The sequence below is a fragment of the Haloprofundus salilacus genome, from assembly GCF_020150815.1.
GTDB classification, from domain to species: domain Archaea; phylum Halobacteriota; class Halobacteria; order Halobacteriales; family Haloferacaceae; genus Haloprofundus; species Haloprofundus salilacus.
The window spans coordinates 2,846,184-2,857,331 of sequence record NZ_CP083723.1 but is presented as its reverse complement, the minus strand read 5'-3'; the positions used below and the strand labels follow the sequence as shown (position 1 = coordinate 2,857,331).

Here is an 11,148-nt window from a genome sequence, read left to right as displayed (position 1 = left end):
GTCCAGATTTTTGCGACGAGGGTCGCGCGAAGCGCGGCCTGAGGAGTAAAAAGGTGGTCGCAGGACGACATGAACACACAGAGTGGCATCGCGGACTTCTTGTGACCTCTGTTGCGTTAGCTACTTTTGGAGCTGATTCCTGATATGCGTCTTTTCTGCAGGTGTATCCAGTATCCTCTTTTCGAGTGAGCCAATGAATAGTCCCTCCGGAGAACTCGCCGAACCGAAACGTCCATCCGTTCATCGCTCAATCACTCTAGCTGTTTGATGGCCCGCACACCGAGCGTGTATGTTGATTACAGGGTAAGCGTGGCCCTCGTCGGGACCGTTCTCAAATACATCGGCATTACGCCGCTGTTTCCGCTCGTTCTGGCGCTCTTCTACGGTGAAGATCCGATTCCGTTCCTCGCGACTAGCATTCTCATGGTTGGCGGCGGTTTCTTGCTGGAGCGAGTCCGCGACGATGGCGAGCTTCAAAACCGGGAGGCGTTCCTCTTGGTAAGTCTCGTGTGGTTGGTCGTGCCCCTGGCGGGGATAGTGCCGTATCTCGTCGCTGGAACGGGCACTATTGCGAACCCCGTCAACGCCCTGTTCGAAAGCATGAGCGGATTCACGACGACCGGTGCTACTGTTCTCGGTGAGATCTCGGTCGAGCGCCATGGCTACGCGATGCTGATGTGGCGCCAGCTCACCCAGTGGCTCGGCGGAATGGGCATTCTCGTGTTGATGGTCGCCATCCTGCCGGAGCTATCGGTCGGGGGCGCTCAGATCATGAACCAGGAAGCGCCAGGAATCTCGCTAAAAAAGTTGACGCCGCGAATCCAGCAGACCGCGCGTGGGCTGTGGGGCATCTACGTTGGATTCACCGCTCTCGCGGCCATGGTCTATTACGGACTGCACCTGAGCGGTTTGGCGCCGAACATGAATCTCTACAACGCGGTTGCGCATGCGCTCACGACAATGCCCACCGGCGGATTCTCTCCCGAGGCACGTAGCGTGGAGGCGTTTACGCCGGCTGTCCAGTGGGCAGTGATGCCGTTCATGGTCGTCGCGGGGACGAACTTTGCTCTGTTCTGGTACGTCCTTCGAGGAGAGCCTCGTCGATTAACCGACAACACAGAGTTCCGTGCGTACCTGCTCGCAATCTTCGGCTTCGGGGCAACTATCGCGGCAGTGCTCTTCCTCGGCGTCGGACTCGCCGAATCTCCAGCGAACCTCGACGTCATCCCAGGAAATCTCGAAAATTCGCTCCGACAGGGACTCTTTCAGGTGATCGCCATCGTGACGACGACCGGATACGCGAGTATGGATTTCAATACCTGGGATCCCTCCGCGCAGACGATACTGTTGTTTGCGTATTTCTTAGGCGGATCCGCGGGATCGGCTGCCGGTTCGATCAAGATTGTCCGGTGGGTTCTCGTCAAGAAAGCCGTCCTCCGGACACTGTTCACGTCTGTCCATCCTGAGGCCATCAAACCGGTACGACTCAAGCAGGAAGTCGTCGACGAGGAAACAATCCGAGATGTGCTCGTGTTCATCGTGCTCTTTTTGACGCTATTTGCCCTCTCGACGGTGTTCCTGTATCTCGATAGTTTGCGAACACCCGGCGTGTCGCTGTCAGGGCTTGAGGCGATGAGTGTCGCTATCGCCACGCTGGGGAACATCGGCCCGGGCTTCGGCGTTGTTGGCCCGATGAACAGCTTCCTGCCGTTCTCAGACGCCGCAAAACTCTACATGGTCTTTCTGATGTGGATCGGTCGCTTGGAGGTACTCTCGGTACTGGTCATTCTTACACCGGCGTTTTGGCGGCAGTGACAGCTATCGGCGACATCGCGGACTTCGCAAGAGCGGCCGAGACTCGTCGCGACCGTCTGCGGGCGATTTCCTCGCGAAGGCCCTGTATTTAGAGATCCTACTCGACTACGCGATTCAATTTACGGGGTTTTCTATCAGGAAAATCTAATACGCTCCTTTCTGCGCTAGAGACTCGCACGCATGACGAGGTTTCACGATCCGACGTACACGCAGCGAGAGACCGATTTTCCTCGAGAATCGACCGATTCAACCGGATTTCGCCGCCGAACCGTCCTGGGAGCGCTCGCGGCCGCGGGTTTCGTCGGTTCCGCCGAATCGGTCGCCGCCGAAAACGACAGCGCATCCGACGGCGACGACGCCGTCGACGCCGACGCCGTAGCTCAACAGGAGGACGTTCCGGTCGGAACCGACGCCCTCCTCGCCTACGTCGAGGCGAACTACGGCGACCAGTTGAGCGACGACCAACTCGACGCCGTCCGAACGCGTCTCGCGGGTATCCTCGCCTCGGGCGAGGCCGTCGGCAAGTTCGAGTTGGCGTACACCACCGATCCGGCGTACACCTTCGAACCGTACCGGGGTGAGGAGTGATGGTCGACGACGAGATTCTCTTCTCGACCGTCGAGGAACTGGGCGAGAGGCTTCGCGACGGCGAGTTCACCTCCCGAGAGTTGACCGAGGCGTACATCGAACGACTGTGGACCGTCGGCGACGACCTGAACGCTGTCGTCACCGTGACCGAGGAGCGAGCGCTCGAAGCGGCCGACAGAGCGGACGAGGAACTAGCGGACGGCGCGGGCGAGGACCGACCGCTGCTCGGCATTCCCTACGGCGTGAAGGACCTGCTTGCGGCGGAGGGGTATCCGACGACGTGGGGTGCCGAACCGCTCCGAGACCAGCAGCTCGACTACGACGCGACGGTCGTCGAACGCCTCGAAGAGGCCGGTGCGGTTCTGGTCGCGAAGCTGGCGATGATAGAACTCGCCGGCGGCTTCGTCTACGATTCGGCGGACGCCACCTTCACCGGACCGACGAGCAGCCCGTGGAACACGGACGCGTGGGCCGGTGGATCCTCCAGCGGTCCCGCTGCGGCCGTCGCAGCCGGTCTCGTCGGCTTCGCCGTCGGCAGCGAGACGTTCGGCTCCATCACCACCCCGGCGGCGTTCAGCGGCGTCGCCGGCTTTCGGCCGACGTACGGTCGCGTGAGTCGGTACGGTGCGATGGCGCTGTCGTACACGATGGACAAACTCGGGCCGCTCTGTCGATCCGCGCGGGGTTGTGACCTCGTCTACCGGGCTATCGCTGGAGCCGATGAACGCGACCCGAGTACGACCGAGCGTCCGCCCACGAAGCCGCCCGCCCGACTGAAGGGCAAGACCAGAATCGCCGTGCTGTCGAGCGCCGGCGAGAACGAACAGGAGGCCGTCCGCGAGAACTACCGGCGGTCGGTCGAGACGTTCTCCGAGTTCGCCGACGTTGAGGAGATCACGCTGCCGGATATTCCGTACGCGGCCGTCGCGGGAACGATTATCGACGCCGAATCGGCGTCGGCGTTCGCGGAGTTCGTCGCCCGCGGCGACGCGCTCGAACTGACCAACGAGGCCTCCCGTATCGGGGGTTACGCTCAGCAGGCCGTCCTCGCGGAGGACTACGTCACGGCGAACCGCGTCCGGACGGTGATACAGCGCGAGTTGGACGAGGCGTTCGCCCCCTACGACGCCGTCGTCGTCCCGACGCGGGCGACGGTCGCCAGCCCGCTCGGGTCGCCGTTCGTCGACTACTTCGCCGAGTACAGTAGCACGTCGATGGGTGCGGCGGCCAACGTGGCGGGACTGCCCGGCGTCGCCCTGCCGAACGGCTTCGGCGAGCGGGACCTCCCGACCGCCATCGAAATTGTCGGGCGGGCGTACGACGACCCGACGGTGTTGGCGCTCGCCGAGGAGTACCAGTCGCGGACGGACCACGTCGACTACACCGAGTTGATCGGCGAGTTCGAGACGGAGTCGATAGCACGCGTCGCCGACGAACTCGGCGTCACGAGCGACTAGTCCCCCGGCGTCGACCCCGGTCTCCGCCTTCGAATGCGCCGCCCGAGAGACTATGGGGGCGTGACCTGCTGATTAGGTATGGACGTGCTCATCACCGGCGGCCACGGCGTCGTCGGGACGGCGATAACCGACCACCTCGGCGACGACGACGAGTACGAGTTCACGCTGCTCGATATCGAGAGCCGAGACGGAGAGAGCCCTCACGAAACCGTCGTCGCCGACGTACGCGACTACGACGCGATTCGCCCCCACTTCGAGGGGAAAGACGCCGTCGTCCATCTGGCGATCGTGCCGGGGACGGGTGGCCCCGACTCGCGCGAACTCGGCTGGTCGAAACCGCTCGCCGACAATCTCGAAGCGCTCCACAACGTCTACGAGGCGGCGGTCGACGCGGGTCTCGACAGCGTCGTCTTCGCCTCCTCGAACCACACCGTCGGGATGGTCGAGGTGCGGAACGCGCCCGATGTGTACTACGACACCGGAGTGAGAGCCGACCACACCGAACCGCACCGGCCGGACTCGCGCTACGGGCTGACCAAGAGCTACGGCGAGGACCTCGGTCGACTCGCCGCGGAAGCGCACGGCATCCGGTTTTACGCGCTTCGAATCGGCTCCGTCCGTCCGCCGGAGTACGACCACCCCTACGGCGACGCAGAACGCGGCGTCGACGAGGGTGTGTGGGAGCCCGGAAGCGACGCCTACGAGGAGCAGGTCGCCCGACTCAAGGGACTCTGGCAGTCCCGGCGCGACCTCGCGCAGCTGGTCGACTGCTGTCTCCGCGACGACTCCGTCGAGTGGGATCAGTTCTACGGCGTGAGCGGCAACGAGCGGCGGTGGCTCGACGACCTCCGGCACGCCCGCGAGACGGTCGGTTACGAACCGCAGGACGACGGCGAGGAGTGGGACGCGCCGCCGAACTGAACGTCGACGACCGCGCGGCTACCACCCGGATTCGGCCCCCGCGACCGTCACAGAATTTTATCCCTGTCGCCGTCGAATTTCCGAACATGGTTGGAGATAGTGGTGAGACACCGGACGACGTTTCGGACGACGAGATCGAACAACTCGACCTCGGTAAGGTGGTGTACGACGACGAGGGCAACGAACTCGGAACGATTCGCGGGTTCGACGACGGGGGCTTCTACGTGACGATGCGCGAGGGGATGGAGGCGCTGAGCGTCGAACACGCTCGGTCGGGCCAGGAGTTTGGCGAGGGCTACCTCATGTGGCGCTGCATGGAGTGTGGCGAGATGGGCGAAATCGACAAGGGGCTCCCCGACCGGTGTCCGAACTGCGACTCGCCCAAAGAGGATCTCATGTACTGGACTGAGGACTGAGCCGGAGTTAACCCCCGCTCGCGTCGCCCGCGGAGTGTACGCCTTTTTGTCGCCCGCTCCGAGAGGGGTGGTATGCAGGTCGTCGTCTTCGGCGCGGGGAGTCTCGGCAGCCTCGTTGGCGGACTGCTCGCCCGCGTCCACGACGTGACGCTCGTCGCCCGCGACGCCCACGCCGCTCGCGTCCGCGAGTCGGGACTTCGCATCTCCAGCGCCGTCGAGGCGCACACGACCCCTGACGCGACTACCGAGGGCGAGAATCTCGTCGCCGACCTCGCGCTGGTGACGGTGAAAGCGTTCGACACCGCCGAAGCGGCCGAGGCGCTGGAGACCGGCGACTTCGGTTCCGTCCTCTCGCTGCAGAACGGGTTGACCGAGGAGACGCTAGAAGCGAAACTCGACGCGCCCGTTCTCGCCGGAACGGCGACCTACGGCGCGCGACTGCTCGAACCCGGCCGCGTCGAGTGCACGGGCGTCGGCCGCGTCGTCCTCGGCTCGCTCGACGGCGGTCCCGACCCGATCGCCGAGCGAATCGGACGCGGGTTTCGCGCCGCCGATATCGAGACGCTGGTCGCCACGGATATGCCCCGGCGTCGCTGGACGAAACTCGCGGTCAACGCCGGTATCAACCCCGTGACGGCGCTCTCGCGGGTCGAAAACGGTGCGTTCGCCGACGGCGACGCGGACGCGACTCGCGTCGCCCGCGCCGCGACGCGCGAGACGGCCCGCGTCGCCCGCGCGGAGGGTGTCTCGCTGCCGAACCGACGAGCACTGGCGGCGCTCGACCGGGTCGTCGACGCGACGGCGGAGAATCGGTCGTCGATGTTACAGGACGTCGACGCGGAGCGCCGAACCGAGGTGGACGCTATCTCTGGCGAAGTCGTCGCCCGCGCCGAGCGTCACCGACTCGACGCGCCGACGAACCGGACGCTTGCGGCGCTGTTGCGGGCGTGGGAACGAGGGCGCGGGGTACGTTAGTTCGCGGTTACGCTACTCCATGTAGCCGAGGTCGCGAAGCCGTTCTTGAGTCGTGTCGTCCATGTCGTCGAGGGCGTCGTCGGTCACTTCCACGTCGTCGGCGCCGGTCCACGCGCCTCCGGCGGCCACCTCGAAGCGTGCGAGCGCCTGCTCTGCGGCCTCTATCTTCTCGTCGCCCTTCCCTGCGAGGTTCGTCACCTCCCCGGGGTCCTCGTCGAGGCGGTACGCCTCGTTCGGGATGCGGTCGATGCGAACGTATTTCGCATCCGGTCGGCGGGCGGCGCGCATCCGCGAGTAGAAGCGCGAATCCTCCGGGAGCGTGATGCCCGCGGCCTTCGCCTTCTCCTCTAACTGTTTGAGTTCGACTATGGGACGAGAGTACTCGACGAAGGCGTACTCGCCGTCGGGCGACCCCTGCTGCCCGGGGTCCGGGGAGTCGACGTCGGCGAACTCGCGGTACGACGAGGAGAGCAGCGACCGAGTTCTGTCGAGAGCGACCACGTCCTCGCCGGACGACGCCGGTTCGCCGCCTTCCACGTCGAGGGCGTCCAGCACCGTGTGGTAGAGGTCGACCAACTCGACCTGGTCGTCGCGGCGACCCGTCCCGAGTTCCGGGTGTTTCACCATCAGCGGGACGTTGATGAGCGGGTCGTACAGGCAGAACTCGTGGCCGTAGATGTCGTGTTCGCCGTGTAGTTCGCCGTGGTCCGAGCAGACGACGACCATTGTGTCGTCCCAGCGGTCGGTCTCCTTCAGCCAGTCGAACAGGCGAGTCAGCTGGTCGTCGATGTGGGCGATTTCGGCGTCGTACAGCCCGCGGATGTCCTCCCACTCGCCGTCGGTGATGTCGCGTGCGCCGGAGTTGTACTCCTTGGAGTTCTGGCACACTTCCGTCGAGTCGACGCCGGGGGCGAACTGCTCCTTGTACTCCTTCGGGGGGTGGTACGGCAGGTGGGCGTCCATCAGGTTGATGAAGGCGAACGACCGGTCGCTCTCCTCGATGAACTCTATCGTCTGGTCGATGACCGCGGGCGTCTTCGAGTCCGCGCCCTCACCGTCGGCGAGGTACTCGTGAGCTGTGTTGCCGAGGCTGACGAGTTTGTCGGCGACAGCGCGGAGACGTTCGTTGTCGTTGAGCGTCTTCCACGCCTTCGCGAGCGGTCCTGAGAGGAACTCGCCGGGCATCACCTCGAAGAAGTTGTTCTGGTCGTCGAACCCGTCGGTGAGGTGGGTGTACGGCGTAATCCACGCGTTCGAGGAGTAACACGCCGTGTCGTACCCCGCCGTCGACAGCGTCTCGGCGAGCGTCGTCACGTTGTCGAGATACGGCGTCTCCTGGTCCGCGCCGTGTCGACTCGGGTACATCCCGGTGAACATCGACGCGTGCACCGGGAGCGTCCACGGTGCCGGGGCGACCGCCTGGTCGAACACCGTCGACTCCTCGGAGAACGATTCGAGGCCGGGCGTCGTGGGTCGCTCGTAGCCGTACGTGGTCAGGTGGTCCTTCCGAACCGTGTCCATCACCACGAACAACACGTTCGCGGGAGACTCGTCGCTCATACCTCCCTCTCCGAGCGTAACGGGAATAAAACACGGGTATGTTTCCGGGCGCTAAGCCGACGCTACCGGGGCGCACACGCCCCCTAAAAGGAGTTAGAACGGGGCCTGCGGGCCTTCGTCGCTGCCGCTGTCGTCGTCGCGGGTCGTCTCGCCGGGGAACGACGGACTCATGCCGCCGTCGCCGCCCATTCCGCCGCCGCCCATGCCGGTGTCGGCGTTGACCTTGTTGATCTCGGGGATCTCCTTGACCATTCGGCTCTTGATGGCCTGGATGGTCATCGGCGAGATACCGCACCCGGAACAGGCACCGCCGAGGGCGATGCTCACCTCACCGTTCTCGCGGTCGAGGTGCTGGATGGCGGCGCTGCCGCCGTGCATCTGAATCTGCGGGAAGTTGCGTCGCAGGAAGTTAGTGACGCGCTCTTTGAGGTCGTCGTCGGCGTCCTGTGGCTCCGTACTCATGTGCGCGGTTTGGCGGTGTGGCGTCTTATGCCTTTGGTTCGCCCCGACCCACCACCGACGAAATCGGTCGCTCGGCGCCGCAACTCCGCCGATTCACGGTCGTTCGACGCCGAACACGCGGTGATGTTCAGCCTCCAACTCGTCGACGTAGCGTTCCAGCGTTGCGTCCAGTTTCTCGTCGTTGACGACGACGCTCGTCAGTCGGTCGTGGGGGTTCTCGGGCAACCGGATACGGAAGCGTCCGTCCTCGTAAACGGGTTCCGATTCGTTGAGAATCTCCTGGTCGATGCCGTGGATGAGCGTCGAGTCGTACTCTTCGTTCATCGTCTCGAACGCGCTCTTGTACGCGCGCTGGAGTTGCGGAAAGTAGTGGACGTACTTGTCTTCGAACTTCTCGGGGTCGAAGTCGGTCATACCGGTGAGTCGGGCGGCGGACCGCAAAAGTCGGACGGTCCGAGTTCGAGAGTGCGAACGTCCGACGGCCGGCGACCGATGCCGGACGACCGGAGACTGACTCGACCCTTTCGAACAAACGCCGTCTCGGACGGTGTTATCTCCCTTTTTGCTCGACGTATGCGTCGAGCTCTCGCTCGACGAGTTCCGCGACGCGCTCGCTGTACGTCCAGAGCGCCGCGTTGATTCGCTCCTCCGTTTCGTCGTCGAGACCGTCTTGTCCCCGGAGGACGGAGTCATCGGTTATCTGCGGGTGATAGACGCAGACGACGCCGAGCGAAGTGTCAGAACTCCCGGTACCCGCCGTGTGGACGCCGTACTGGTCGGTCCCCCAGATACCGTCGCCGCCCGCCCGTTCCATCGCCGAATCGAATGAATCGAGGAACTGTCGCTCTTCGGCGGTGAGGAGCGGGTCGTCGCCCTCGAACAGTTCGGCGTACGCCTCTCTACGGGCGCTGTTCGTCCACTGCTCCAACTGGGAGCGCACTTCCACTACAAGTTGACGTTCGTCTGGAAACTCGGCCATAATAATGTGAGGTCGCCCAGACCAATCAACGTTAGTACGACGCCCACTGGTCAGTAACCCACGATAACGGCTTCACGCGGCCTCGAGTCCGACTATCCGACTCACACGCGGACGCCCCAGAAGAACGAGATGCCGAGCACGGTCACGACCGACAGCAGGAACTGCAGCGGCGCACCGACGCGAATGAAGTCCGAGAAGGTGTAGCCGCCGGGACCGTAGACGAACAGATTCGTCTGGTAGCCGACGGGCGTCATGAACGCCGTCGACGCTGCGAACGTCACGGCGAGCACGAACGCGAACGCGTTCGCGCCGATCGACTGCGCGGCGCTGACCGCTACGGGAATCATCAGCACGACGCTCGCGTTGTTGCTGATGACGCTCGTCAGCAACCCAGTCGCGAGGTAGAACACCCAGAGGACGCCGATTGCGGGCAGAAACGCCGCCGTCGATGCGACGAGGCTCCCGAGCAGGTCGGCGGCCCCAGTCTGCTGGAGGGCGATTCCGAGCGGGATGACGCCCGCGAGCAGGAAGATGACGTTCCACTCGACGGACGAGTAGAGTTCGTTCGGTTTGAGGACGCCGGTGAACACCATCGCCACGACCCCCGCTAACGCGGAGACGACTATCGGGAAGACGTTCAGCGCGGGCAGTGCGACGACTCCGGCGATGATCAGGACGGCGAACGGTATCTTCTCGCTCCGGTAAGTCACCTCGTCGAACTCGTGGGCGACGATGAAATCCTCGTTTTCGACGAGCCGGGCGAGGCTGTCGGGCGGCGCCTGCACGAGAAGCGTGTCCCCGACGCGGACCTTGATCTCCTCGAACCGGTCGCGGACTACGTCGCCGCGGGTCCGGAAGGCGAGCACGTTCGCGTCGTAGCGCTGCCGGAACGCCGAACTCGACAGCGTCTCGCCGACGAGAAACGACCCCGACGGGATGACCACTTCGACGAGGACGGGCTCCTCTTCGTTCGGATGAAGCTCGCTCTCGGTTCGAGGACGCCCAGCGAGTGCGAGACCCTCGGCGTCCATGATCCGCTCGAGCGTCTCCCGATTCGTCCTGAGACGGAGCGTGTCGCTCTGGTGGATCTCCTTTCGGGCGAGCGGCTCGGAGAAGCGCTCTCCGTTGCGGATCAGTTGGAGGACGTCGATGTCGAGTTCGTCGTCGCCGAGCGCCTCTTCGACGGTCTGACCGAGCAGCGAGGAGTTCGCCGGGACGACGACGTCCGCGAGATACTCTTGGAGGGCGTACTCCTCAACGAGGTCCTCATCGACCGGCACGCGCTCGGGGAGCAACCTGACGCCGACCGTCATCAGATAGACGGCTCCGACCACGAAGACAACGATGCCGAGTTTGGTGAACTCGAACATGCCGAACGCGTGCAGCCCGAGTTCGGGCGACTCCGCTCCGATCTGGGCCGCGATGTCGCTCGCGAGGATGTTCGTCGACGTGCCGATGAGCGTCAACGTCCCGCCGAGCATCGAGGCGAAGGAGAGTGGCATGAGCAGCTTCGACGGCGACGTTTTCCCCTCGTGGGCGAGGTCGGCGATGACGGGAACCAGGATGGCGACGACCGGCGTGTTGTTGATGACTCCCGACACCGGTCCGGTGACGCCGATGGTCGCGGCGAGCTGTTTGCGTCGGTCGTCGCCTGCGAACGAGGCCATCTTCCGACCGAACAACTGGACGATGCCAGTCCGATTGATTCCGGTGCTCAGAATGAGCATCGCCAACACGGTGATCGTGGCGGGGTTGGCGAAGCCGGAAATCCCCTCCCGTGGGGTTATCTGGGTCCACGGTTCGAGCACCATCAACAGGACCATCAGCAAAATAGCGGTGACGTCGATGGGGAATCGCTCGGTGGCAAACAGCACGAACGCGAGGAGAATCAGCGCGAAGACGACGAGCATGTCGACCGTCAACGGAGACGAAGCCACACTCTGGACTGACGGTGTGGCCGAAGAGAAGGACATAC

At 64.1% G+C, this 11,148-nt stretch carries 11 protein-coding genes; 6 read left to right on the top strand and 5 right to left on the bottom strand.

Going from position 1 to position 11,148, the window contains the following annotated elements:
• The first annotated feature begins 267 nt into the window (after positions 1–267).
• The 6 genes from LAQ58_RS14850 to LAQ58_RS14825 all read left to right on the top strand — a co-directional run bounded on the left by LAQ58_RS14850 (position 268) and on the right by LAQ58_RS14825 (position 6,172).
• Positions 268–1,815: a TrkH family potassium uptake protein gene (locus LAQ58_RS14850; RefSeq protein ID WP_224448220.1), complete on the top strand. Its 1,548-nt coding sequence runs from the start codon at positions 268–270 to the stop codon at positions 1,813–1,815.
• Positions 1,816–1,995: 180 nt separating this feature from the next.
• Positions 1,996–2,403, top strand: a complete 408-nt coding sequence (locus LAQ58_RS14845) for a hypothetical protein (protein WP_224448219.1) — start codon at positions 1,996–1,998, stop codon at positions 2,401–2,403.
• Complete coding sequence (locus LAQ58_RS14840; protein ID WP_224448218.1) at positions 2,403–3,860, top strand: amidase; 1,458 nt, start codon at positions 2,403–2,405, stop codon at positions 3,858–3,860. The genes LAQ58_RS14845 and LAQ58_RS14840 overlap by 1 nt, the downstream gene beginning before the upstream one ends.
• A gap of 78 nt (positions 3,861–3,938) precedes the next feature.
• Positions 3,939–4,781: an NAD-dependent epimerase/dehydratase family protein gene (locus LAQ58_RS14835; RefSeq protein WP_224448217.1), complete on the top strand. Its 843-nt coding sequence runs from the start codon at positions 3,939–3,941 to the stop codon at positions 4,779–4,781.
• Positions 4,782–4,867: 86 nt separating this feature from the next.
• Positions 4,868–5,197 carry a DUF7130 family rubredoxin-like protein gene (locus tag LAQ58_RS14830; protein ID WP_224448216.1) on the top strand — a complete coding sequence of 110 codons (330 nt, stop codon included), beginning with the start codon at positions 4,868–4,870 and terminating at the stop codon, positions 5,195–5,197.
• 72 nt (positions 5,198–5,269) lie between these two features.
• Positions 5,270–6,172: a ketopantoate reductase family protein gene (locus LAQ58_RS14825; protein ID WP_224448215.1), complete on the top strand. Its 903-nt coding sequence runs from the start codon at positions 5,270–5,272 to the stop codon at positions 6,170–6,172.
• Positions 6,173–6,184: 12 nt separating this feature from the next.
• On the opposite strand, the gene LAQ58_RS14820 is transcribed toward LAQ58_RS14825, so the two are convergent.
• The 5 genes from LAQ58_RS14820 to LAQ58_RS14800 all read right to left on the bottom strand — a co-directional run bounded on the left by LAQ58_RS14820 (position 6,185) and on the right by LAQ58_RS14800 (position 11,083).
• Positions 6,185–7,732: a sulfatase gene (locus LAQ58_RS14820; protein WP_224448214.1), complete on the bottom strand. Its 1,548-nt coding sequence runs from the start codon at positions 7,730–7,732 to the stop codon at positions 6,185–6,187.
• Positions 7,733–7,825: 93 nt separating this feature from the next.
• On the bottom strand, positions 7,826–8,194 hold the full coding sequence (locus LAQ58_RS14815; protein WP_224448213.1) for a NifU family protein: 369 nt from the start codon (positions 8,192–8,194) through the stop codon (positions 7,826–7,828).
• Between the two features lie 93 nt (positions 8,195–8,287).
• Positions 8,288–8,608 (bottom strand): DUF5783 family protein, encoded by a 321-nt coding sequence (locus LAQ58_RS14810; protein ID WP_224448212.1) that lies wholly within the window; start codon positions 8,606–8,608, stop codon positions 8,288–8,290.
• A gap of 136 nt (positions 8,609–8,744) precedes the next feature.
• Positions 8,745–9,173 carry a DUF7539 family protein gene (locus LAQ58_RS14805; protein ID WP_224448211.1) on the bottom strand — a complete coding sequence of 143 codons (429 nt, stop codon included), beginning with the start codon at positions 9,171–9,173 and terminating at the stop codon, positions 8,745–8,747.
• A 101-nt stretch (positions 9,174–9,274) separates the two neighbouring features.
• The gene (locus LAQ58_RS14800) at positions 9,275–11,083 is read right to left on the bottom strand and encodes an SLC13 family permease (protein ID WP_224450184.1); all 1,809 of its coding nucleotides are present in this window, start codon (positions 11,081–11,083) and stop codon (positions 9,275–9,277) included.
• Positions 11,084–11,148 lie beyond the last annotated feature (65 nt).